Origin of the sequence: Streptococcus oralis (genome assembly GCF_002386345.1) — a bacterium.
Taxonomy (GTDB): Bacteria; Bacillota; Bacilli; order Lactobacillales; family Streptococcaceae; genus Streptococcus; species Streptococcus oralis_S.
The window spans coordinates 1,745,459-1,767,863 of record NZ_CP023507.1; the positions used below are offsets into that span (position 1 = coordinate 1,745,459).

Sequence of the window (22,405 nt, forward strand, 5' to 3'; positions counted from 1 at the left end):
TGATTCCCTCAGTAAGTTATAGTAAAATATAAATATTGAGAGGATAACGTAGGGCGACTGGTAACAGAGCGTTCAAAGGTACCAACTTCTGGTACGGGTGTGGGACTGCCCTCAGCTTTGAGCTGTAAAGACCCCTGACTACCATTGGTCCTCTCTTTTTGCTTACTCTTAAATTAAGTGCTTGTCTTTACCTTTTAGTAAGCGCTCCACTCCATGCTATTTCTACATCGTTATACTTATAGATTGACTTCTTAGCCTCATAGATGATAGAATTAAGTAAAGGCTGAGATCGAGTTTGATTTGGTGACAAGTCATTCAAAGGTTGCGATGCATTCGCTTCAGGTAGAGGTGCTGCCATCTGGACTGCTCCAGGAAAATCCCCGAGTTTTGTCTCAGCCTTTTTATTTGCTCTTGAGATTTCTCAAGAGCTTTTTCTTTTTTCAAAGATATCATTCTGCCCCAACCATCTACACCAACGATTAATGAAACTAGAACTGTATTCTTCCTCAAACCTACTATCTCCATAGATTCCCCCTTTAATTATAACACCTAAGCGCTCTCCGACCAAATCCTACCTGTCTTTTTGCTCCTCCTTCCCCTCCCGACTTTCTCCATTTCCGTCTTTTACTAATTTTTCATTTTGTGGTATAATTGAAATAATTGTAACGAATCAAGGTCAATCTAGACACAAAATGGAATGAAATCAAGCAAATCTCTGCTAAAAGTTTGGAATAAGCTGACCTGTAAATAGAAAGGAACTATATGATTTACAAAGTTTTTTATCAAGAAACAAAAGAACGTAGCCCACGTCGTGAAACAACACGCTCACTTTACCTAGACATCGATGCCAACTCAGAACTTGAGGGCCGTATCGCTGCTCGCCAACTTGTCGAAGAAAACCGCCCAGAGTACAACATCGAGTATATCGAACTCTTGTCTGACAAATTGCTAGATTACGAAAAAGAAACTGGCGCTTTCGAGATTACGGAGTTCTAATATGGCCTACACTCTTAAACCTGAAGAAGTCGGCGTTTTTGCCATCGGTGGTCTGGGAGAAATCGGGAAAAACACATACGGAATTGAATACCAAGACGAGATTATCATCGTCGATGCTGGGATTAAATTCCCAGAAGATGACTTGCTGGGTATCGACTATGTCATTCCTGATTACTCTTACATCGTAGACAATATCGACCGCGTCAAGGCTGTCTTGATCACACACGGACACGAGGATCACATCGGTGGGATTCCTTTCCTGCTCAAGCAAGCAAATGTCCCTATCTACGCTGGACCGCTTGCCCTGGCTTTGATCCGTGGAAAACTCGAAGAACATGGTCTCTTACGCAACGCCAAACTATACGAAATCAACCACAACACTGAGTTGACCTTTAAAAATCTCAAGGCGACTTTCTTTAGAACCACTCACTCTATTCCAGAGCCTTTGGGAATTGTCATTCATACCCCGCAAGGAAAAATCGTCTGTACGGGTGACTTTAAGTTTGACTTTACTCCAGTTGGGGAACCTGCAGACTTGCACCGTATGGCAGCCCTTGGTGAAGAAGGCGTACTCTGCCTCCTCTCTGACTCGACGAATGCAGAAGTCCCAACCTTTACCAACTCTGAAAAAGTCGTTGGTCAGTCCATCATGAAGATTATCCAAGGTATCGAAGGACGCATCATCTTTGCATCCTTTGCCTCAAATATCTTCCGTCTCCAGCAAGCAACAGATGCTGCTGTTAAGACTGGACGAAAGATTGCGGTCTTTGGACGTTCGATGGAAAAGGCCATTGTCAACGGGATCGAGCTTGGCTACATCAAAGCTCCTAAGGGAACCTTTATCGAGCCAAATGAAATCAAAGACTACCCTGCAGGCGAGGTTCTGATCCTCTGTACAGGTAGTCAAGGCGAGCCAATGGCAGCCCTCTCTCGTATCGCTAACGGAACCCACCGTCAAGTGCAACTCCAACCCGGCGATACCGTTATCTTCTCTTCAAGCCCAATCCCTGGAAATACTACTAGCGTCAACAAGTTGATTAACATCATTTCTGAAGCTGGTGTCGAAGTCATCCACGGTAAGATTAACAATATCCACACCTCTGGACACGGTGGTCAGCAAGAGCAAAAACTCATGCTCCGTTTGATCAAGCCCAAATACTTCATGCCTGTCCACGGTGAATACCGTATGCAGAAAGTCCATGCTGGACTAGCGGTGGATACGGGTGTCGAGAAGGACAATATCTTTATCATGAGCAATGGTGATGTGCTTGCCCTTACTGCTAACTCAGCTCGTATCGCAGGTCACTTCAATGCCCAAGATATCTATGTCGATGGAAATCGTATCGGTGAAATCGGCGCTGCTGTCCTCAAAGACCGTAGAGATCTATCTGAAGATGGTGTCGTTCTAGCAGTCGCAACTGTTGACTTCAAGTCTAAAATGATCTTGTCTGGGCCTGATATCCTCAGCCGAGGCTTTGTCTACATGAGAGAATCTGGAGACTTGATTCGCCAAAGCCAGCGCATCCTCTTCAATGCAATTCGTATCGCGCTGAAGAACAAAGATGCTAGCGTGCAATCTGTCAATGGTGCCATTGTCAACGCCATTCGCCCCTTCCTCTATGAAAATACAGAACGTGAACCGATTATCATCCCTATGATCCTCACACCAGATGAAGAATAATACTCTTTGATTTTCATTGAATACAAGTCAAAAAAAACAGCCCCGTCTTCGGAGCTGTTTTTCTCTATGCTTTTTTTTCTTGATTTTTAGAAATACTACGATTTTTACCTTCCAGATACACCATCAAAATAGAAATATCTGCTGGATTTACTCCCGAAATACGGCTAGCTTGGCCGATGGTTTCTGGATTGATGAGTTTGAACTTCTGACGGGCTTCTGTCGCAATCGAGTCAATATCATCCCAGTCGATATTGGCTGGAATGCGTTTTTCTTCCATGCGTTTCATCTTGGCAACCTGATCCATGGCTTTGGAAATGTAGCCTTCGTACTTGATTTCTGTTTCAATCAATTCGATAATCTTGTCATCCAAGTCCTCTGCAGCAGGTCCGATAAAGGTCACCACATCTTGGTAAGACACTTCTGGGCGACGAAGGAATTCCTTTGCTGTCACCGCATCAGTCAATGGTTTGAAGCCCATCTCCTCAACCTTGGCATTGGTTTCCTTGACTGGCTTGAGTTTGATGCTGTCTAAACGCTTCATTTCATTGTCAAATTGATTTTTCTTGATTTCAAAACGAGCCCAGCGTTCATCATCAACAAGGCCAATCTTGCGCCCCATCTCTGTCAAACGCATATCGGCATTGTCATGACGGAGGATGAGACGGTATTCAGCACGACTGGTCAAGAGACGATAGGGTTCAATAGTTCCCTTGGTCACCAAGTCATCAATCATCACCCCGATATAACCGTCGCTTCGCTTCAAAATCAACTCTGGCTTGCCTTGGATTTTTAGAGCCGCATTGATACCAGCGATAATCCCTTGGCCAGCAGCTTCTTCGTAACCTGACGTTCCATTTGTCTGACCAGCAGTAAAGAGTCCTGAGATTTTCTTGGTTTCCAAAGTCGCACGCAACTGGTGTGGCAAGACCATGTCGTACTCAATGGCATAACCTGTTCGCATCATCTCTGCATTTTCCAGACCTTTGATAGAATGAACCAAGTCACGCTGTACATCCTCTGGCAGACTGGTTGATAGACCTTGAACATAAACTTCCTCTGTATTGCGCCCTTCTGGCTCAAGGAAAAGTTGGTGGCGTTCCTTGTCCGCAAAGCGCACAATCTTGTCCTCAATTGACGGACAGTAACGAGGTCCCACTCCCTTGACCACACCTGTAAACATAGGCGCACGATGGAGGTTATTTTGGATAATTTCATGACTGGTACCATTGGTATAGGTCAACCAGCATGGCACTTGATCCTTGACATAGTCCTCATCACGTGAAGTATATGAGAAGTGATTTGGTGCTTCATCTCCTGGCTGAATCTCTGTCACATCGTAGTTGATAGAGGAAGCCTTGACACGTGGAGGGGTTCCTGTCTTGAAACGACCGATTTCGAGGCCCAATTCCTTGAGATTATCAGCTAGGTTAATAGAAGCAAGACTGTGATTAGGACCTGATGAGTACTTGAGGTCTCCGATGATGATTTCCCCACGGAGGGCTGTTCCTGTGGTTACAATAACCGCTTTTGCTCCATACTCTTGATGGGTAGCTGTACGCACACCGACAACCTTGCCATCTTCCACCAAAATTTCATCAATCATGGTTTGACGAAGGGTGAGATTTTCTTGATTTTCAACTGTCTTGCGCATCTCCTTAGAGTAAAGCTCCTTGTCAGCTTGCGCACGAAGGGCACGGACAGCTGGACCTTTCCCAGTATTGAGCATCTTCATCTGGATGTAAGTCTTGTCAATGGTTTTGGCCATCTCGCCACCGAGGGCATCGACTTCACGCACGACAATCCCCTTGGCAGAACCACCGATTGAAGGGTTACAAGGCATGAAAGCCAGCATTTCAATGTTGATGGTCGCAAGCAAGACCTTACAGCCCATACGGCTGGCTGCTAGAGATGCTTCTACCCCCGCGTGCCCCGCACCAATTACAATAATATCGTATTCTTCCGTAAAATTATAAGTCATTTCTTAACCTTTCAAAAATTTCTCGCAAATAAGGAACTAACTTCTCCTCCTCTAGAGCTTGATCCATAGTAACCCATTTAAAGTGTGTATGCTCTTCAGGATCTAATCTGATAATTGGCTTCTCCCCAATCCACTCTGCTTTATAAACTAAGCGAGTAAAAACCGTATCCTTAGAGGTATCCAGTTGACTATCTTCGTGAAGAAGTTTGAGCGAACTGCTATCTAGCCTAACTCCCGCTTCTTCAATGCATTCTCTAAGAGCACCATCTCGCGGAAGTTCACCCTTTTCAACCCCGCCACCAGGAATATCCCAGTAAGTTGGATAAACGTTGGGTTCTCCTCTTTTAATTTCCGAACGCTGAATGAGCAAATAATCACCACCACTATGAACAAGTACATGGGCAATAAGCTTAACCATCATTTTCTCTCCTATTCCTCAAGATGAATGTGTTTTAGTTGGCCGTTCCATTCTGGTAGGGCTGTTTTTAAAAAGGCTGGAACTAGCTGGATATTCTGGAGCTGATCCAAATCAATCCACTCACAAGGTTGCCTTTTCACATCTTCCTGCATGGTCAATGGAGCTTCTTCAAGCAAATTCACCAGGTAATGAAACTCGATGTTGTGATAGGAAACACCGTCCTGTTCAAAACGATTTTCAACCACGAAAGCTAGCTGCCCAGCTTGAGCTTTGACACCTAGTTCTTCCTTCACTTCACGGACTACCGCGTCTTCCGTGCTTTCATTGACTTGAATCGCACCGCCGATAGTGTAATATTTACCCTTGTCTTTAGTAACTAGGAGCTTGCCATTTTGGAGAATCAAGGCTGCCGCCCGAACACCAAAGACCGTGTCTCCCACTGTTGTCCGAAAGTCTTGTTGAGTCATTTTTGTCCTTTCCCTTAAACGACACAAAAACAGTCAAAACTCCAAAGAAGTGCAGGACAAAAAAGCCTGCAACATCCATGAGCTTTGACCATCATTTCTATTGCTTTTATTATTGTAGCAAATTGAGAAAATTTGTCAATCTAAATGTACTATAATTGGCGAATCGCTTCAAAAGCTCCTTTGTCAATCTCGACTGGGTCAGAGAAGGCATCCAGAACAATCCCTCTCACCGGAAACTCCCCTATCTCTTCCGCAACAGATAAACAGTCCGTAAGAGGTAATTGCAACCAGGAAAAACGGTCATAATAGTCCCTGGGAATATCTTGTTCAGTTAAGAAACAAGGATAGAAGTAGTCGTCTCCCTTTCGCAGAATATCCGGTTTTAGTCGTACCCCTTCTTGTTCATCACTCTCATCCAGAAGATTCGGATTGAAGGGGACCCAGACTTTAGCTTGTTTCAATTCCTTGAACAAGGCTTCAATTGACTCTGTCGTTTTCTCTCTCAAATACTCTTTCTTATAGTCAGAGAGGCTCATTGTTTGCTCTTTTTTAGCCGTTTTTTTCTTAAAAAACTGAAACATTCTCTTTCCTCTTAGAAAATCTTAAATGTACTGACAAACCTGTCCATCGCGGTAGGCATTGTCAATCAAACCGCCACCGAGACACTCATCGCCATCGTAAAAGACAACTGCCTGTCCTGGTGTGATGGCGCGTTGCGGTTCCGCAAAGATGACCTCTGCCTTATCTCCTTTGACATGTACTGTCACCTTAGAATCAGGCTGACGGTAGCGGAATTTAGCCGTACATTCTAGCGTAAATTCCTCTGGCATCTCACGAGTAAAATGAACTTGACTGGCTTCTAGGCTGGTTGACATAAGCGAATCATGGTAGAAACCTTGGCCGACATAGAGGATATTCTTGCTCAGGTCTTTTCCGACAACGAACCAAGGGGCATTGTCACCACCGTGTTGGCCACCGATACCGAGTCCGCCACGCTGACCAATCGTATAGTACATAAGGCCGGCATGCTCACCCATATCGCGACCATCCACAGTCATCATGCGACCAGGCTGAGCTGGCAGATAGTTACTGAGAAAGTTTTTAAAGTTCTTTTCTCCGATAAAGCAAATCCCTGTCGAGTCTTTCTTCTTAGCAGTCGCAAGTCCTGCTTCTTCTGCGAGTCTGCGAACTTCAGGCTTTTCCAAATGTCCCAATGGGAACATGGTTTTTTGAAGTTGTTCTTGCGAAAGTTGACTGAGGAAATAGGTCTGGTCCTTGCCATTGTCCACGCCACGAAGCATGTGAACGATGCCATCCTCATCACGCGCCACTCGAGCATAATGCCCAGTCGCTACATAGTCTGCACCCAAGGTCATAGCATAATCCAAAAAGGCCTTGAACTTGATTTCCTTGTTACACATAACGTCTGGATTTGGCGTGCGCCCTGCACGGTATTCCGCTAGGAAATACTCAAAAACGCGGTCCCAGTACTCTTTTTCAAAATTGACAGAGTAGTAAGGAATGCCGATCTGGTCTGCCACTGCAGCCACATCCTTGTAATCTTCGGTCGCCGTACAGACGCCGTTTTCGTCTGTGTCATCCCAGTTCTTCATGAAGATACCGATCACATCGTAGCCCTGCTCCTTGAGAAAGAGAGCCGTCACCGACGAATCAACACCACCACTCATCCCTACAACAACACGTGTTTTAGAGTTATCACTCATGGTAAGTCTCCCATCTATTCGTTTATTCACGATTGAAGGTCGTGTGTGCTTCAACGATTGAAGGTCGCTTGAGCAGTATTCATTATAACACGCTTGGTTAGAGAAGACAAGAAAGAGGTTGATAAATCACCTCAACCTCTCTTTCTTCCTTTGCAAACGAATCAATTTTCCCCTTTAAGTTCTTTCTTCGCTTGTTCTATCTGGTATTTCACTTGCTCAAAGCCGGTTCCTCCTAAGGAATTCCGTCTCTGAACAGCGGTTTCTGGGCGCAAGTAGATATAAATATCCTCTTCAATCAAGGGATGGTAGACTTGCAACTCCTCCAAATCCCAATCTTGGATGTTTTTACCATGCTTGATAGAGTCTAGAACCAATTTCCCCACTATTTCATGCGCTTCTCTAAAGGGAAGACCTTTTTCTGCCAAATAGTCTGCCAGTTCGGTCGCATTCGAAAAATCATTCTCTGTGGATTGCTGCATTTTGGCCTGATTAACCTGCATGCTCGATAGCATACCTGCCAGCACATCCAGAGAATTCAAAATCGTTTCTACTGTATCAAACATGCCTTCCTTGTCCTCTTGCAAATCCTTATTGTAGGCCAGAGGCAAAGATTTCATGACGGTCAATAGTCCAAGCAAGTGCCCGTAAACCCGTCCTGTCTTCCCTCGAATCAATTCGGCCATATCAGGATTTTTCTTCTGGGGCATGATAGACGAACCCGTTGAAAAGCTATCAGACAAGCTAATGTACTGATACTCAAAACTGCACCAATTGATGATTTCTTCACAAAAACGGCTCATATGCATCATCAAAATGCTGGCATTTGACAGAAATTCTAAGATAAAATCACGGTCACTCACTGCGTCCAAGGAATTGGTATAGGGTTGTTGGAAGCCCAGTAAATCACTCGATAATTGACGATTGATTGGAAAAGTTGTCCCCGCCAAGGCTGCCGCACCCAGGGGAGATAGGTCCGTATGTTTCATGTTAAATGCAAAGCGTTCGCTGTCCCTTTGAAACATATTGTAATAAGCCATGAGATGGTGGGCAAAGCTAATCGGTTGGGCGTGCTGCAAATGAGTATAGCCTGGCATGATGGTTTCCACATGTTTTTCAGCCAAATCCAGCAAAACACTGTTCAGATTCGCCAACTTATCCAAAACATGGCCAAGCTGCTCCTTTAGATATAAGTGCATATCCGTTGCGACTTGGTCATTCCGAGAACGAGCCGTGTGCAATTTCCCAGCCAGAGGACCGATTTTTTCTGTCAGCAACACTTCCATATTCATATGAATATCTTCATTTGCAATATCAAAATGAAGCTCCCCTGCCTCTAAATCTCGCAACAAAGCTTGCAGACCATCTTGGATCTGCTCTGCCTCTTCCAAGCTTAAAATGCCAGTCTGTCCTAGCATTTGAACATGAGCTAGGGAACCCATCAAATCAAATTTTGCCAGCTGATGATCAAAGGAAATACTCGCACCGAACTGCTCTACCCAATCTTCCACAGTGCCTTCAAATCGACCACCCCATAATTTTGTATTTTTCGGCATATCCCGTCGTCCCTTTCTATCGCATCACTACTCAACATTTTTCTGAACTTCTGAATAAACCTTATTCGGAAGCCCCCAAAGCTTGATAAATCCAACAGCCGCATCTTGGTCAAAAGTATCCGCACTGGTATAAGTCGCCAAATTTTCATCGTAAAGAGAATTTGGAGATTTCCGAGCCACTACCTGAGCGTTCCCCTTATAAAGTTTAACTTTTGCAGTTCCATTGACAACTTTCTGTGTCTCCTTGATATAGGCAATCAAAGCCTGAGTTGCTGGGCTAAACCACAAGGCATTATAGATGAGATTGGACAACTCATTTTCGATAATAGGTTTGAAATGAGCCACTTCTCTCACAAGAGTCAAGTCTTCAATCTCCTTATGAGCTGCCAATAAAGTCACAGCACCTGGGCACTCATAAATCTCTCTTGACTTAATACCGACTAGGCGATTTTCCACATGGTCAATACGACCAACACCGTGTTTGCCCGCAATTTCATTGAGCTTTTGAATCAAAGCCACCACTTTCATCTTTTCTCCATTGAGGGAGATGGGCACCCCGCAGCTAAACTCAATGTCAATAAATTCTGGACTGTCTGGTGCCTCTTCTGGCGAAGATGTGATTCCAAATGCTTCTTCTGGTGCTTGGTTCCAAGGGTTTTCCAAAACACCACATTCATTTGCACGTCCCCAAAGATTTTGATCGACAGAGTAAGGATTGTCAAGGTCAGCTGGAACTGGAACACCGTTTTCTTTGGCATATTGGATTTCTTCTTCACGAGACCATTTCCACTCACGAACAGGCGCAACTACTTTTAAATTGGGATCCAAAGCTGCAATAGAGACTTCAAACCGAACTTGGTCGTTTCCCTTACCTGTACAACCATGTGCAATTGTGGTTGCCCCCGTCTGATGAGCTATTTCAACGAGTTTTTTTGAAATAAGAGGGCGACTCAGAGCAGATACCAAGGGATACTTCTGTTCGTAGTAGGCATGTGCCTGAAGGGCCACTAATACATAGTCATTAGCAAATTCTTCCTTAACATCAATGACATAAGACTCTACAGCCCCAACCTTGAGAGCTTTATCGTGGATGAACTCCAAATCTTTTCCTTCCCCCACATCCATACAAACAGCGATCACATCATAGTCTTTTTTTAACCATGTAATAGCAACTGATGTATCCAATCCACCTGAATAGGCTAAAATGACCTTTTCCTTACTCATTTCTCTTCCTTCTTTCTATTTTTCGATAGAGGCTTTAAAAGCATCGTCAATCAATTTGTCCAACTCCCCAGAATCCTTCAATTTCTGGATGGTTTTGTCAACCGCTTCTTTCAATTCCTTACTGTCTTTTTTCATCGCAACAGCGTAGGAATCTTCCTTGTCATTGTCAAAATCAAACTCAGCGATGGCTAGGTCTGGATTATTCTCTACAAATCCTTTCGCCACTGGTTCCTCAAAGATAACCGCATCTAGTTGCCCTGATTTCAAATCTGTTATCAAATTTCCATTTTTAGGAAGTGAAACGAGAGAAGAATTCTGCAAGGTTTCTTTGGCCAAAGTTTCCTGGATAGAACCTTTCTGCGCTCCAACCTTTTTCTGAGCCAAATCCTTCACAGATTGGTAATTCGTTAATTCAGATTTTCTTACGATAACCTTATTTTTCGAAGTGTAGTAGGGAATCGAAAAATCGTAAACTTGACTTCTCTCCTCCGTTTTGGAAACACCTGATATGGCAAGATCGGCCTTGCCCGAATCAAGACTAGCCAGTACATTGTCAAAACTCATTGGAGAGAATTCCACTTCTACACCTAGTTCCTTTGCGATGGCTTTGGCTAGTTCAACATCTGAACCTACAATCTGATTTTTCCCATCAACCAATTTCTGGTATTCGAATGGAGCAAACTCTGGATTTAGGGCCACCACCAATTTTCCTTTAGCCTTAATGGCTTCAACACCTTGGTATTGAGTGTTACTACAAGCAAATAATAAGGGAAACATAAGCAAACCAAACATCGTCATCAACACCTTCTTCACTTTATTCATAGAAGAGCCTCCTTTTATTTTTATACTTTATTATTGTATAAATAATACTCTTCTCGTTCTCGTTTGTCAAGAAAAAACTGTATTTTATTTCATTTAAATCAAGAAAAAGCTTATTATATGATGTATTTTTACATATAATAAGCTTATTTATACTATTTTAGTTTTAAAACAATTTGAAGAATTTTGTCGAAATTATACAAATAGAGCATTGCTGAGAAGATCCTTACACTTTTTGTTATAGACAAACAAAAAAAGAGCCCTAAAGGACTCTTTTATTCTTAATACCAACCGTTGTTAAGCCAGAAGTTCTTGGCAGCTGTCCATGAACCGTAACGTTCTGCAACGTAGGCATCTGCTACACGTTCTTGATTTTCAGCTGAGTAGTCACCGTTCAAGTATGAATCTGTCAATTGGTAACGTCCGATGTAACGTCCGTTTGTAGCAGTGTAGCTACCACCTGATTCTTTTTGAGCGATCCATTCTTTGGCTTCTGCTTCAGAACCACTTACAGTAGAAGTTGCTGCAGTGTTGCTTTCTGCTGCTGGGGCTGCAGGAGTTGCAGGTGCAGCTGGGGCTTCATAAGTTGTTGCTGCTGCTGGAGCTTCTTCAACTGTTTCTGTAGCTACTGGAGCTGTTTCTTCCGTTGTTGCTGCTGGAGCTACAGTAGAAGCTGTTCCTTCGATAACCAAAACTTGGTCAACAAAGATAAGGTGAATATCTTTGATGTTGTTTTTTGCTGCCAATTTTTCAACAGTTGTATTGTACTTCTCAGCGATTTCTGAAAGAGTATCACCTGATTTAACTGTGTAAGTTACAGATTCTTGCGCAGATGCAAGTGATGGAGCAAAGAAAGCAAGCAAAGCTGCTACTCCTGCGATAGTTGTTTTAATTTTTTTAGTTGTTAATGACATATCTAAAAATTCTCCTTCCATTGGATATATCTATGATACCTTTTAAATGTTACCGTTGTTTAACGGTTTTATGTAGAAATATTACAAAAATGTTTTATATTTACCGTTTTATGGAGGTTTTTGTCACAAAAGACCTTATTTTATACTATCTTTAATCATTTTAAGCTTTTGATAAGGGAAATAAGCGCAGAGGTCCATTCTTTGATATAATAGATATAAGAATCTTTGTAAGGGGAAACAGATGCACTCACTTCGTTTTCAATCTGTCTTTGATATTATCGGACCAGTCATGATTGGCCCATCAAGTAGCCATACTGCTGGTGCTGTTCGTATCGGGAAAATCGTCTCTTCCATCTTTGACGATACGCCGACAGAGGTAGAATTCCAATTATTTAACTCATTTGCCAAAACCTACCGTGGTCATGGAACTGACCTTGCTCTCGTCGCTGGTATTTTAGGTATGGATACGGATGATCCCAACATTCCAAATAGCCTAGAGATTGCCCATAAACGTGGTATTAAGATTGTCTGGACCATTCAGAAAGATAGCAACGCTCCTCATCCTAATACCACTAAAATTACTGTGAAAAATGAACACAAGTCCATCAGTGTGACAGGAATTTCCATCGGTGGGGGAAATATCCAAGTTACGGAACTTAACGGCTTTGCTGTTTCTCTCAACATGAACACACCGACCATCATCATCGTGCATCAGGATGTTCCGGGTATGATTGCCCATGTCACTGAAGCCCTCTCTCGTTTCGATATCAACATCGCGCAGATGAATGTGACTCGAGAAAAAGCTGGAGAAAAAGCCATCATGATTATCGAAGTCGATAGTCGAAGTTGCGAAGAGGCGATTAAAGAAATCCGAAAAATCCCTCATCTCCACAATGTCAATTTCTTTAAGTAGGAGGAAACATGTTTTATTCTATCAAAGAATTGGTCGAGCAAGCGGATCTAGACTTCCAAGGAAATGTCGCAGAACTCATGATTGCGACAGAATATCAACTAACCGGTCGGGAACGCCCAGAAGTTCTCCTCCTCATGGAACGCAATCTAGAAGTCATGAAAGCCTCTGTCGAGCTCGGTCTCAGTGAAAACAAATCCCGTAGTGGCCTAACGGGCGGAGACGCGGCCAAACTAGACCGCCATCTCAAAAGTGGCAAAGCCTTGTCGGACTTTACCATCCTATCAGCAGCCCGTAATGCCATCGCGGTCAATGAACACAATGCGAAGATGGGCTTGGTCTGCGCTACTCCAACCGCAGGAAGTGCCGGCTGTCTGCCAGCCGTTCTCACTGCTGCTATCCAAAAACTTGACCTCAGCCACGAAGAACAGCTAGATTTCCTCTTTGCTGCTGGTGCCTTTGGACTAGTCATCGCAAACAATGCCTCTATCTCAGGCGCTGAAGGTGGCTGTCAGGCCGAAGTTGGCTCTGCCTCTGCCATGAGTGCCGCAGCCTTGACCTTGGCTGCAGGTGGAAGCCCCTATCAGGCTAGCCAAGCCATCGCCTTTGTCATTAAAAATATGCTAGGCCTCATCTGCGACCCCGTCGCTGGTTTGGTTGAAGTTCCCTGTGTCAAACGAAATGCCATGGGAGCTAGCTTTGCCTTTATCGCAGCAGACATGGCCTTGGCAGGTATCGAGTCTAAGATCCCTGTTGACGAAGTCATCGATGCCATGTACCAAGTCGGATCGAGCCTCCCAACTGCCTTTCGTGAAACAGCTGAGGGTGGACTTGCCGCTACACCTACTGGTCGTCGCCTACAAAAAGAAATCTTCGGAGAATAAGTTTATCTGTTAGGAGAAATCATGCCCTCTATCTCAGCTATCTTTTTTGATCTAGACGGAACCCTAGTTGACAGTTCCCTCGGTATCCACAATGCCTTTACCCATACCTTTAAAGAGCTAGGAGTTCCAAGCCCTGATGCCAAAACCATTCGTGGTTTTATGGGACCGCCCCTTGAAAGTAGTTTTGCAACATGTCTTCCCAAGGAGCAAATCTCGGAAGCCGTTCAAATCTATCGTTCTTACTACAAGAAAAAAGGAATCCACGAAGCGCAACTCTTCCCCCAAATAACGGAATTACTCCAAGAACTTTCACAAAACTACCCTCTCTACATCACTACAACAAAGAATACTCCTACTGCTCATGATATGACTAAAAATCTGGGAATCCATCATTTCTTTGATGGCATTTACGGTTCTAGTCCTGAAACGCCACACAAGGCGGATGTCATCCGTTACTCCTTGCAAACGCATCAACTCCCTGCAGACCAAGTCCTCATCATTGGGGATACCAAGTTTGATATGATTGGAGCCCAAGAAACTGGTATTAAAAAGTTTGCTGTTACTTGGGGATTTGGAGAAGAAGCTGATTTACTCAGCTATCAGCCTGACTGGATTGCCCATACCATTGACGATATCATTAAGCAACTATAAATAATACAACGATTTGAAATTACAGAGTAAAAAGGCCAAGGTCCTGTACAAACAGAATCTTGGCCTTTTATTTATAATTAGTTGATTAGTCACCCTTACTCAGCATGGGTTGTCTCATTTGCAAAGGAAATGATGGCTTCTTTGAGCTCATCTCCGCTGAGTGAACGGAATTCTTCAATCTTTTGATCAATGGCTTCTAGAGGCATGACGTTAACCTTACCAACGAAAATCTTGTCCATGACTTGGTTATCAACCAATTCGGTCGAAACCAAGAGTTCTTCATAGAGTTTTTCTCCTGGGCGGATACCGACCTCAACGATTGGAATTTCACTTTCAGTGTGTCCGCTTAGAAGAACCATTTTCTTAGCCAAGTCATAGATCTTGACTGGTTTGCCCATATCGAGGATAAAGACTTCTCCGTCCTTGGCATAAGCGCCAGCATGGATTACTAGACGGCTAGCCTCTGGAATGGTCATAAAGTAACGTGTCATACGGAAGTCTGTCACCGTTACAGGACCGCCTTCAGCAATCTGACGTTCAAAGACAGGAATCACGCTACCACGACTACCGAGAACATTCCCAAAACGAACTGCACAGTAGGTTGATTTGCTGCGTTGGTTAAAGCCAGTGACAATCAATTCTGCCACGCGCTTGGTTGCACCCATAACATTCGGTGGATTGACCGCCTTGTCAGTCGAAATCATAACCATCTTAGGTACTTTGGCTTCATCAACAGCCTTGGCAACATTGTAGGTACCGAGGATATTGTTCTTAAAGGCTTCTTTTGGATTGCGTTCCATCATCGGAACGTGTTTGTGGGCTGCAGCATGATAAACAATGGCTGGTTTGTACTGCTCAAACACCTGCAAGAGACGGTCATAGTCCTGAATATCTGCAATAACAGGAACATAATCAATTCCTTGGAATGTACGGATCAATTCATGATAAACGAGATAGATTGAGTTTTCACCATGTCCAAGCAAGACGATACGCTCGGGATTGAAACGGCTAACCTGACGACAAATCTCCGAACCAATCGAACCACCTGCCCCTGTCACCAGGATGGTCTTGCCTGTAATCTCCGTACCTAGACGCGATTCGTCGAGACGAATTTCCTGACGGCCCAAAAGGTCTGTGATATCAATTTTTTGGAAACCACTACCTGGTTGATGGAGTCCTTGAACGACTGTCTCAACCTTAGGCATCTTGTAACATTTGACGCCTAGCTTATTACACATCTGCAAGATGCGTTCGTACTCTGAAGGGTCAAGCGAAGGGATCGCTACGATGACACGCTCGATTTGGTGACGTTTAGCCAATTCAGGTAGATTATCATAAGAGCCCAAAACTGGGATTCCACCTAGTTTTTGTCCCTTTTTCTTTTCATCATTATCCAAAATCCCCACTAGCTCAAGGTCGCTAGTTGGATGTTGATAGCTGTTCATAAAGAGGGCACCACCATCACCAGCACCAATCAAGAAGGTCCGACGATGCTCTCCATCTCCACTACCTTTTTTACGTTTGGAATAAATCAACTGCCAAGTGATACGAGGAAGCAAGATGAGGAAGGTGCTCAGCAAAATGAAGAGCACGATGAAACGGATAGAAAATAGTGGAAGAAAGGCATAGCAGATTCCATAAGAAAGAACACTGCTGAGCATCACTCCGAAAAAGATTTTCATGAAATCCGTAATCTTACTGTAGCGACTAATACTAGCATTCAGCCCCCAAAATGCAATCATGATTTGATAGAGGAGGAAGGCTAAAAGAGTGTAGATTACATAATCCACAGGCGCAGGATTTATAAGGCCATAAAACAAGATATAAGATACGATGATGGAAACCACCATACTCAGAATATCGAATATCCCCCAAAATACTTGTTTTTGCTGTTTATTTAAAATTTCAACCAGATCAATCACGTAATCTGTTAGTTTTTTATTCATAGGAATTTACTCCCCCTTAAAAGAGTCAGATGATACTGTTGTTATGATAACCTGAATCATTCAGTCTATCGGGGCTTACTTTCTCTTTCTTAAAAGTTTGACGAAGATAAACTGACGTACAAAGCCTGGACAAAGTGCAACAATTGCCTGAATGGCTACACTTTTAGCATATTCCATGTAAGAAATTTGCCCTCGCTCAAGCATCCGTTGGCGAGCTTGACGATAGAGTTTAAGGTAACGTAAGCCACCTCGACGCTCAAACATCCCTGCACCGACACGAACCTTACACAAGATTTGATCTAGGTTCCCAGTCTTGGCACCTGCAGCAATCATATTGAGCCAAAGGAGGTCATCCTCCATGTAAAGGCCATCTTCATAGTTGCCTGCCTTGAGGACCATGCCCTTTTTAAACATAACTGTCATATGGTTAAAGGCGCTTCTCATTCTCTGATAAGCCACAATGTCTGCATGCTGAGTTGGAACACGACGATAAGAAACAATCTCATCTGGATTGTCAATGAACTCTGCGATATGCCCGCCTAAGAGATCGAGATCTTCTTTCTCCATTAGCTGAAGCTGTTTCTCAAAACGATCCGGAACGGCTAAATCATCCGTATCCATGCGGGCAATAATGTCATACTGGCACTGTAAAACACCGTATCGAAGAGCCAAGCCTAAACCTTGATTTTCTTCTAAGGGGCACCGTTTAACTGGAATGTCTGACTGAGCTTCCACTTCATCTAGCACCTGATAGAGTTCGGGCGTGAGCGGCCCGTCCTCAACAAGAACAAGTTCACTCGGTTTCAAGGTCTGGTTTTGAACACTTTTAATAGCATCTTTTAAAAACGTCGGATTTTCCTTTACATAGACCGACATCAAGACGCTGATTTTTTGCTTTTCAGGCACAGTTTTTCTCCAATGTATAGATTTCCTTCCACTATTTTATCACAAAATTTCCTAGTTTCCTATTTTTATATCAAATCAAGGAAAATTCTAGTAAAGAAATCTGTCCCTTTTCACTTTATTTTCACTTCCATTGATTGATCTGTCTTGGCTATCATTACTTGACATTATAAGGAAAAAACCTTAAAATAAGCTGTTATTAAAATCATCCTATCGAGGTTTTTATGAAAAAACAATCACTCTTTTTTGTTCTAGGAATTGTCTTAATCGGGACTGTTTTACGATCTCCTTTTACTGCTCTTCCAACCATTTTAGGAGATATCGCTCAGGGGCTAGGAGTGGAGGTCAGCTCTCTTGGAATTTTAACCAGTCTGCCGCTCTTGATGTTTGCTCTTTTTTCGGCTTTTGCGAGTCGCTTGGCACAAAAAATCGGGTTGGAACATCTCTTTACTTACTGTCTCCTCCTCTTAACTGTTGGCTCTGTCATTCGGATTTTCAATCTTCCCCTTCTCTATCTAGGGACCCTAATTGTGGGAGCAAGCATTGCGATCTTCAATGTACTGCTCCCAAGTATGATCCAGGCAAATCAGCCTCAAAAGATTAGTTTCCTAACAACTCTCTATGTCACTGCCATGGGAATTTCGACAGCCATCGCTTCTTATCTTTCGGTTCCTATCACCCAAGCTAGTTCTTGGAAGGGACTCATCCTCGTTCTCAGCTTTCTCTGTCTGGTCACTCTGCTAGTCTGGTTGCCAAATCATCGCCACAACCACCACCTAGAAAGCCAAAAAGAAAAGCAAGTCAAAGAGAATATTCTAAAAAGTAAAGATGTCTGGGCTATCATTATCTTTGGCGGGCTTCAGTCCTTGCTCTTTTATACAAGTATGACCTGGTTGCCAACTATGGCTGTTAGTGCTGGTATTTCTAATAGTGATGCGGCTCTTCTGGCTTCTATCTTCTCACTGATCAGCATTCCTTTTTCAATGACTGTTCCAAGTCTGACGACTCGTCTATCAGATGGTCACCGTCGAATCATGCTGGCAATTATCTCTATCGCTGGTATGATAGGAATTGCCATGCTCTTGTATCCAACCAATAATTTCCTCTACTGGTTAGTCGTCCATCTCTTGATTGGAACGGCCTGCAGTGCCCTCTTCCCCTACCTCATGGTTTGCTTCTCACTTAAGACCAGCTCGCCTGAAAAGACTGCGCAACTCTCAGGCCTGGCGCAAACAGGGGGTTACATCTTAGCGGCCTTTGGTCCTACCTTGTTTGGTTACAGCTTTGACCTTTTCCAATCTTGGGTTCCAGCTGTCCTTGCCCTTCTAGCCGTTGATATCATCATGACCATCTCACTCTTTATGGTCGATCGGGCTGATAAAATCCTCTAAACTTCTAGTTTTTACTAGAAGTTTTTTATATATAAAATTTTTACACATATTTCTTGACAGGGCTTTCAACTTGAGATACAATATATTTGAAAAGAGTATATATAAAATTTTTATATAATATAAAGGAGGTTTCCCATGTACTTCCCAACATCCTCTGCCTTGATCGAATTTCTCATCTTGGCTGTACTGGAGCAGGGGGATTCTTATGGTTATGAGATTAGCCAAACCATTAAACTCATCGCCAATATCAAAGAATCTACGCTCTATCCCATTCTCAAAAAATTGGAAGCCAGTGGCTTTCTGACCACCTACTCTAGAGAGTTTCAGGGGCGTATGCGCAAATACTACTCCTTGACCAATCGGGGCGTAGAGCAGCTCGTTACTCTAAAGGAAGAGTGGACGCTCTATACCGACACCGTCAACGGCATTATAGAAGGGAGTATCCGCCATGACAAGAACTGACTATCTGACTCAGTTAGAAACCTATCTCAATAAACTGCCTGAAGCTGACCGCATCGAAGCCATGGACTACTTTAAGGAACTATTTGACGATGCAGGTTCAGAGGGCGAAGAGGAACTCATCGCCAGTCTAGGAACACCAAAAGAAGCAGCTCATGATATCCTCTCTGATCTTCTCGATAAAAAAGTCAATGAGGCACCTGCTCAAAAGAATGATCGCCAACTGCTACACATTGCCCTCCTGGCCCTGCTAGTAGCTCCTATCGGAATTCCGGTCGGGATCGGCATCCTCATGGCCATCATCGGTATTTTTATCGCGGCTGTCTCCGTCATTCTAGCCTTTTTCACTGTTTCGGTGACGGGTATCCTACTGGGCGGACTCTTTATCATAGAGAGCTTTAGCGTCCTAGTCGAAGCCAAATCTGCCTTTATCTTGATTTTTGGGGCCGGTTTGCTTTCTATCGGTGCTTCTTCTCTTGTTCTACTGGGTATCTCCTATGTAGCTCGTTTCTTTGGCCTCCTAATCGTCCGCTTGGCACAATGGATTCTTAAAAAAGGAAAGAGAGGTGATAGACATGCGTAAATTGACAAAAGGATTTCTCATCTTTGGTGTGGTTTCTACAATCCTTGGTTTTATCATGATCATTGTAGGTGCGCAGTCCAATGGTATTCAAAGTTTGCTTGCCATGTCAAAAGACCCCGTCTATGACAATCGTATCGAAGAAGTAACCTTTGGAAGCGAAGTGGAAAAACTTGATTTGACCCTTGAAGAACACAGCCTAACCATCACAGAGTCTGTAGATGACAAGATCCACATCACCTATCATCCGTCCGTGTCTGGCCGTCACGATCTGACTACTGGCATGAGTGACAAAACACTGAGCGTCACTGACAAACAAGCCTCCCAACATCGTTTTCTCGGTTCAGGAATCGAAGCCCTACTTCGTATTGCTAGCAGTTATTCTAGTCGTTTTGACGAAGTCATACTCTCCCTCCCTAAAGGAAGAAGACTACAAGCTATCACCGTCTCAGCCAATCGTGGTCAAACCAATATTCGCCAAGCCAATCTCGAAAATGCGACAATCAAAACAAAAGGCTACCTCTTAAGACTAACAGAAAGTTCTATCAAGAACAGCACACTAACGACACCTCATATCATCAATATCTTTGATACTGAATTGACAGATAGCCAGGTCAAGACCGAAGAGGAACACATCTATGCTGAGAATATCAAGGTCCACGGCAAGGTTGAGCTAGAGGCCCATTCCACTCTAAACCTCATTCTCTCCCAGAAAGAGACTGACCGTATCAATCTAGATCTTTCTTCTCAGCATGGTGGTATCTATCATAAACCCAAAGAAGAACATCGTGGACAAAAAGAGAATGAACTTGCCAACCCATACAAGACAGACAAAGCAGATGTCAAGGACCTGCTCATTGCAAAAGCCAACCAGGATATCTACCTACCTAAAGAAGAGCACTCTTCTCCATCTAGAAATCATTGACAAAAACGCTTTCATCTGCTAGTCTAAAGATAGAAAACGACCATAAAAAAGGAGGTTCCACCATGACACAAGAATGGTTTGAAAGTACCGATCTTGAGAAGAAATCACCTCAGACGAAGTCGGAAAACCAGCCCAACGAGCCAGAGACTTCGGAAATTGTAGAGACCGAACCACAAGCAAGCCCAGAAACTCCTATCTCACCTAAAGAGTTGGAAAGGCATGAGGAGGAAACTCCCGAAATAATCGGGGAAGCCCAAACCGAGGAAGAGGGAGAAGGGAAAGCTGAAGAGGAACACAAGCAAGAAAACCCTACAAAAGAGAAAAGTATCCTTAGCAAGGCTTTAGAAAGTCCCTATATCCCAGACATTGACCCCCGCAAAACTGCTCGATTCAAAGAAGAAATCGCACTATTTTGGTCTTGGCTGCTGGATGCTATCCAAGAACCAACTACCAGCAAGACTAGGGACCAAAAGCATCGTTATAGTGTCTTTGCCCTGCTCACCTTGCTGTCTTCGATTAATCTTTTCTTTAGTATCTATCATATCAAGCACCTCTACTATGGCTATATGATTTCTATTGCTAATAGTTCTCCTAACCAGCTCCCACCTTTGGATCTCTTTGCTGGCCTTTCTATCTTGGTCGCTAGCGCTCTATTTTACTTTTCCATCATTTTGGGAGGCTTTACTGTCCGACGTGTGCTGGATCAGGAGAGTGACTTCACATTCCAAGAAGCTTGCGATCGTTACAGCCGGCTCTTTGCTATACCACTTGTCCTAACAGCTCTAGCAAGTTTCTTTGCACTTTTTGGTGGCTTACGATTTGCTGGCATCCTCACTCTTCTAAGCATGACCATCTTTGCCCTTGGAAATCTCTTTGTGATTAGCAAGCCAAGTAAGACCAGTAGCCTTGACCCATTTTATCGTTTCTTACTAGCTGTCTTACTTGATGCTGCTATTCTCTTACCCTTCTTCATTGCAGAGTTGGCGCTAACAGTGGACTACCTTCGCATCCTGACCTTCTTTTAACCAAAATCCCTGCCATTTGTTAATGACAGGGATTTTTATTCTTACTCTTTTTTGGACAAGGTCTACTCGATGCTTGCCAATCCTTCAAAATCTTTTCCCAAAATGGCTTGTACTTCCAATTGATTGGCATCTAGTTGGTGGTAAAATTCTGTTGGTAGTGACTCTAGGAATCTTGCATAGTCCAAGCGAGCGATGGTTTCATAGTCTTCTGCTTTGGACCCATCACCAGAAATCTTCACTAGGTCAATCTCCCAAACAAGCTCCTTGCCTGCTAGCTGCTCGGTATAGGGTGCTGGTACAAAGGGCTCCTTAGGTAAAATCGTCTTGACTCCCTGGGCTAGGTGGTAGATACCGTGCACCTTGCCTTGAGCATCCGGGTAAAATTTCACACTGGCAAGGTAGGCATCAGAGCCTTGAACCTTCTTGACTAGCTCTTCAAAACGTGCCAATCCGTCCTCAGCCAAAAAGCTCTCGAGGTAGTCCTTGTTGAGATAAATAGGAGACAAGAGTCCTTGGCAATATACTAAACGAACCGCCTTATCCGCTAGATAATGCTGGATCGTTTGTCGGAAATAAGCTTCAAAGTCAAAGTCTTCTAGCCCTTCTACCACTTGCCCCAACTTGCTCGATAGGGCTTGGAGGAGAGCTTCTACAATCTCCCAGTCCGCTCTGGTAAGAAAGTCTGGAATCACCACTTGATAGCCTTTTCGACTATCCGCATAGTTCACTTTGAAAAGAAATTGCGACTGGCCTACAATCCCACACTCCATGTACTCGAGACGATTGAGGGGCTGACGGAGATAGACTGCATCATAACTGTGCGACTCCAAGCCCTCCACCAAGGCCAAGATGGACTTGGCAGTCAAGACCTCCTGTTGTCCTAGAATGCTTTCTTTATTTGGGATAAAAAATGTTTTCGCCATAACTGGCCTCCTTTGAAATCGTTTACACATAGTA

The 22,405-nt window shown here is 43.7% G+C and carries 23 protein-coding genes; 10 read left to right on the plus strand and 13 right to left on the minus strand.

Going from position 1 to position 22,405, the window contains the following annotated elements; all coding sequences use genetic code 11:
- Nucleotides 1-315 precede the first annotated feature (315 nt).
- A complete protein-coding gene (locus CO686_RS08585) occupies nucleotides 316-525 on the minus strand; it encodes a hypothetical protein (protein WP_000407020.1) in 210 nt (69 codons plus the stop codon).
- Nucleotides 526-762: 237 nt separating this feature from the next.
- On the opposite strand from CO686_RS08585, the gene CO686_RS08590 reads away from it, so the two are divergent.
- Both CO686_RS08590 and rnjA read left to right on the plus strand, forming a co-directional pair.
- Nucleotides 763-996 (plus strand): DNA-dependent RNA polymerase subunit epsilon, encoded by a 234-nt coding sequence (locus tag CO686_RS08590; RefSeq protein ID WP_000639582.1) that lies wholly within the window; start codon nucleotides 763-765, stop codon nucleotides 994-996.
- Nucleotide 997: 1 nt separating this feature from the next.
- The gene (rnjA, locus tag CO686_RS08595) at nucleotides 998-2,677 is read left to right on the plus strand and encodes a ribonuclease J1 (protein ID WP_000331970.1); all 1,680 of its coding nucleotides are present in this window, start codon (nucleotides 998-1,000) and stop codon (nucleotides 2,675-2,677) included.
- A gap of 64 nt (nucleotides 2,678-2,741) precedes the next feature.
- Here rnjA and mnmG read toward each other — a convergent pair whose 3' ends face one another.
- From mnmG to apf, 9 genes are all read right to left on the minus strand, one after another.
- On the minus strand, nucleotides 2,742-4,655 hold the full coding sequence (gene mnmG, locus CO686_RS08600; RefSeq protein ID WP_000221918.1) for a tRNA uridine-5-carboxymethylaminomethyl(34) synthesis enzyme MnmG: 1,914 nt from the start codon (nucleotides 4,653-4,655) through the stop codon (nucleotides 2,742-2,744).
- A complete protein-coding gene (locus tag CO686_RS08605; RefSeq protein WP_000989470.1) occupies nucleotides 4,645-5,076 on the minus strand; it encodes an NUDIX hydrolase in 432 nt (143 codons plus the stop codon). The genes mnmG and CO686_RS08605 overlap by 11 nt, the downstream gene beginning before the upstream one ends.
- 8 nt (nucleotides 5,077-5,084) lie before the next feature.
- On the minus strand, nucleotides 5,085-5,540 hold the full coding sequence (locus CO686_RS08610; RefSeq protein ID WP_000193660.1) for an NUDIX hydrolase: 456 nt from the start codon (nucleotides 5,538-5,540) through the stop codon (nucleotides 5,085-5,087).
- Between the two features lie 149 nt (nucleotides 5,541-5,689).
- The gene (locus CO686_RS08615) at nucleotides 5,690-6,121 is read right to left on the minus strand and encodes an SseB family protein (RefSeq protein WP_000485110.1); all 432 of its coding nucleotides are present in this window, start codon (nucleotides 6,119-6,121) and stop codon (nucleotides 5,690-5,692) included.
- A gap of 21 nt (nucleotides 6,122-6,142) precedes the next feature.
- Entirely contained in the window at nucleotides 6,143-7,264 is a 1,122-nt protein-coding gene (gene mnmA, locus CO686_RS08620) for a tRNA 2-thiouridine(34) synthase MnmA (RefSeq protein WP_049478958.1), read from the minus strand.
- Nucleotides 7,265-7,425: 161 nt separating this feature from the next.
- Nucleotides 7,426-8,817 carry an argininosuccinate lyase gene (argH, locus tag CO686_RS08625; protein ID WP_049550179.1) on the minus strand — a complete coding sequence of 464 codons (1,392 nt, stop codon included), beginning with the start codon at nucleotides 8,815-8,817 and terminating at the stop codon, nucleotides 7,426-7,428.
- Nucleotides 8,818-8,844: 27 nt separating this feature from the next.
- Complete coding sequence (locus tag CO686_RS08630; RefSeq protein WP_096753726.1) at nucleotides 8,845-10,041, minus strand: argininosuccinate synthase; 1,197 nt, start codon at nucleotides 10,039-10,041, stop codon at nucleotides 8,845-8,847.
- A gap of 15 nt (nucleotides 10,042-10,056) precedes the next feature.
- Complete coding sequence (locus CO686_RS08635) at nucleotides 10,057-10,863, minus strand: ABC transporter substrate-binding protein (RefSeq protein ID WP_049550177.1); 807 nt, start codon at nucleotides 10,861-10,863, stop codon at nucleotides 10,057-10,059.
- Nucleotides 10,864-11,141: 278 nt separating this feature from the next.
- Nucleotides 11,142-11,774 carry an aggregation-promoting factor gene (gene apf, locus CO686_RS08640; protein ID WP_096753727.1) on the minus strand — a complete coding sequence of 211 codons (633 nt, stop codon included), beginning with the start codon at nucleotides 11,772-11,774 and terminating at the stop codon, nucleotides 11,142-11,144.
- Nucleotides 11,775-12,015: 241 nt separating this feature from the next.
- On the opposite strand from apf, the gene sdaAB reads away from it, so the two are divergent.
- The 3 genes from sdaAB to CO686_RS08655 are packed head-to-tail and all read left to right on the plus strand — an operon-like array spanning nucleotide 12,016 to nucleotide 14,219.
- A complete protein-coding gene (gene sdaAB, locus CO686_RS08645; RefSeq protein ID WP_065371500.1) occupies nucleotides 12,016-12,687 on the plus strand; it encodes an L-serine ammonia-lyase, iron-sulfur-dependent subunit beta in 672 nt (223 codons plus the stop codon).
- Nucleotides 12,688-12,695: 8 nt separating this feature from the next.
- Nucleotides 12,696-13,568, plus strand: coding sequence for an L-serine ammonia-lyase, iron-sulfur-dependent, subunit alpha (gene sdaAA, locus CO686_RS08650; RefSeq protein ID WP_000500029.1), 873 nt, complete (start codon nucleotides 12,696-12,698; stop codon nucleotides 13,566-13,568).
- A gap of 21 nt (nucleotides 13,569-13,589) precedes the next feature.
- Nucleotides 13,590-14,219, plus strand: coding sequence for an HAD hydrolase-like protein (locus CO686_RS08655; RefSeq protein ID WP_065371499.1), 630 nt, complete (start codon nucleotides 13,590-13,592; stop codon nucleotides 14,217-14,219).
- Nucleotides 14,220-14,314: 95 nt separating this feature from the next.
- Here CO686_RS08655 and CO686_RS08660 read toward each other — a convergent pair whose 3' ends face one another.
- Complete coding sequence (locus CO686_RS08660; protein WP_001035723.1) at nucleotides 14,315-16,165, minus strand: nucleoside-diphosphate sugar epimerase/dehydratase; 1,851 nt, start codon at nucleotides 16,163-16,165, stop codon at nucleotides 14,315-14,317.
- Between the two features lie 75 nt (nucleotides 16,166-16,240).
- On the minus strand, nucleotides 16,241-17,071 hold the full coding sequence (locus tag CO686_RS08665; RefSeq protein WP_065371498.1) for a glycosyltransferase: 831 nt from the start codon (nucleotides 17,069-17,071) through the stop codon (nucleotides 16,241-16,243).
- A 221-nt stretch (nucleotides 17,072-17,292) separates the two neighbouring features.
- Here CO686_RS08665 and CO686_RS08670 point away from each other — a divergent pair, with 221 nt between their 5' ends.
- The 5 genes from CO686_RS08670 (at nucleotide 17,293) to CO686_RS08690 (ending at nucleotide 21,448) form a co-directional block, all read left to right on the plus strand.
- Nucleotides 17,293-18,459, plus strand: coding sequence for a CynX/NimT family MFS transporter (locus CO686_RS08670; RefSeq protein ID WP_096753728.1), 1,167 nt, complete (start codon nucleotides 17,293-17,295; stop codon nucleotides 18,457-18,459).
- Between the two features lie 135 nt (nucleotides 18,460-18,594).
- On the plus strand, nucleotides 18,595-18,921 hold the full coding sequence (locus CO686_RS08675; RefSeq protein ID WP_000273860.1) for a PadR family transcriptional regulator: 327 nt from the start codon (nucleotides 18,595-18,597) through the stop codon (nucleotides 18,919-18,921).
- A complete protein-coding gene (locus CO686_RS08680) occupies nucleotides 18,908-19,501 on the plus strand; it encodes a DUF1700 domain-containing protein (RefSeq protein WP_065371496.1) in 594 nt (197 codons plus the stop codon). Before CO686_RS08675 ends, CO686_RS08680 begins: the two co-directional genes overlap by 14 nt.
- Nucleotides 19,494-20,423: a DUF4097 family beta strand repeat-containing protein gene (locus tag CO686_RS08685; RefSeq protein ID WP_096753729.1), complete on the plus strand. Its 930-nt coding sequence runs from the start codon at nucleotides 19,494-19,496 to the stop codon at nucleotides 20,421-20,423. The genes CO686_RS08680 and CO686_RS08685 overlap by 8 nt, the downstream gene beginning before the upstream one ends.
- Before the next feature lie 62 nt (nucleotides 20,424-20,485).
- On the plus strand, nucleotides 20,486-21,448 hold the full coding sequence (locus CO686_RS08690) for a DUF6574 domain-containing protein (protein ID WP_096753730.1): 963 nt from the start codon (nucleotides 20,486-20,488) through the stop codon (nucleotides 21,446-21,448).
- A gap of 62 nt (nucleotides 21,449-21,510) precedes the next feature.
- Here CO686_RS08690 and CO686_RS08695 read toward each other — a convergent pair whose 3' ends face one another.
- Nucleotides 21,511-22,371 carry a DUF4299 family protein gene (locus tag CO686_RS08695; protein WP_049501076.1) on the minus strand — a complete coding sequence of 287 codons (861 nt, stop codon included), beginning with the start codon at nucleotides 22,369-22,371 and terminating at the stop codon, nucleotides 21,511-21,513.
- Nucleotides 22,372-22,405: the final 34 nt, after the last annotated feature.

What these genes read in the sequence shown, in the direction of transcription:
- CO686_RS08615 (WP_000485110.1), bottom strand. Translation starts at nt 6,121, where the DNA reads ATGTTTCAGTTTTTTAAGAAAAAAACGGCTAAAAAAGAGCAAACAATG.
- CO686_RS08590 (WP_000639582.1), top strand. Translation starts at nt 763, where the DNA reads ATGATTTACAAAGTTTTTTATCAAGAAACAAAAGAACGTAGCCCACGT.
- sdaAB (WP_065371500.1), top strand. Translation starts at nt 12,016, where the DNA reads ATGCACTCACTTCGTTTTCAATCTGTCTTTGATATTATCGGACCAGTC.
- apf (WP_096753727.1), bottom strand. Translation starts at nt 11,774, where the DNA reads ATGTCATTAACAACTAAAAAAATTAAAACAACTATCGCAGGAGTAGCA.
- mnmG (WP_000221918.1), bottom strand. Translation starts at nt 4,655, where the DNA reads ATGACTTATAATTTTACGGAAGAATACGATATTATTGTAATTGGTGCG.
- argH (WP_049550179.1), bottom strand. Translation starts at nt 8,817, where the DNA reads ATGCCGAAAAATACAAAATTATGGGGTGGTCGATTTGAAGGCACTGTG.
- CO686_RS08685 (WP_096753729.1), top strand. Translation starts at nt 19,494, where the DNA reads ATGCGTAAATTGACAAAAGGATTTCTCATCTTTGGTGTGGTTTCTACA.
- CO686_RS08585 (WP_000407020.1), bottom strand. Translation starts at nt 525, where the DNA reads ATGGAGATAGTAGGTTTGAGGAAGAATACAGTTCTAGTTTCATTAATC.
- CO686_RS08630 (WP_096753726.1), bottom strand. Translation starts at nt 10,041, where the DNA reads ATGAGTAAGGAAAAGGTCATTTTAGCCTATTCAGGTGGATTGGATACA.
- CO686_RS08605 (WP_000989470.1), bottom strand. Translation starts at nt 5,076, where the DNA reads ATGATGGTTAAGCTTATTGCCCATGTACTTGTTCATAGTGGTGGTGAT.
- CO686_RS08680 (WP_065371496.1), top strand. Translation starts at nt 18,908, where the DNA reads ATGACAAGAACTGACTATCTGACTCAGTTAGAAACCTATCTCAATAAA.
- CO686_RS08635 (WP_049550177.1), bottom strand. Translation starts at nt 10,863, where the DNA reads ATGAATAAAGTGAAGAAGGTGTTGATGACGATGTTTGGTTTGCTTATG.
- rnjA (WP_000331970.1), top strand. Translation starts at nt 998, where the DNA reads ATGGCCTACACTCTTAAACCTGAAGAAGTCGGCGTTTTTGCCATCGGT.
- CO686_RS08675 (WP_000273860.1), top strand. Translation starts at nt 18,595, where the DNA reads ATGTACTTCCCAACATCCTCTGCCTTGATCGAATTTCTCATCTTGGCT.
- CO686_RS08695 (WP_049501076.1), bottom strand. Translation starts at nt 22,371, where the DNA reads ATGGCGAAAACATTTTTTATCCCAAATAAAGAAAGCATTCTAGGACAA.
- CO686_RS08690 (WP_096753730.1), top strand. Translation starts at nt 20,486, where the DNA reads ATGACACAAGAATGGTTTGAAAGTACCGATCTTGAGAAGAAATCACCT.
- CO686_RS08660 (WP_001035723.1), bottom strand. Translation starts at nt 16,165, where the DNA reads ATGAATAAAAAACTAACAGATTACGTGATTGATCTGGTTGAAATTTTA.
- CO686_RS08670 (WP_096753728.1), top strand. Translation starts at nt 17,293, where the DNA reads ATGAAAAAACAATCACTCTTTTTTGTTCTAGGAATTGTCTTAATCGGG.
- mnmA (WP_049478958.1), bottom strand. Translation starts at nt 7,264, where the DNA reads ATGAGTGATAACTCTAAAACACGTGTTGTTGTAGGGATGAGTGGTGGT.
- CO686_RS08655 (WP_065371499.1), top strand. Translation starts at nt 13,590, where the DNA reads ATGCCCTCTATCTCAGCTATCTTTTTTGATCTAGACGGAACCCTAGTT.
- sdaAA (WP_000500029.1), top strand. Translation starts at nt 12,696, where the DNA reads ATGTTTTATTCTATCAAAGAATTGGTCGAGCAAGCGGATCTAGACTTC.
- CO686_RS08610 (WP_000193660.1), bottom strand. Translation starts at nt 5,540, where the DNA reads ATGACTCAACAAGACTTTCGGACAACAGTGGGAGACACGGTCTTTGGT.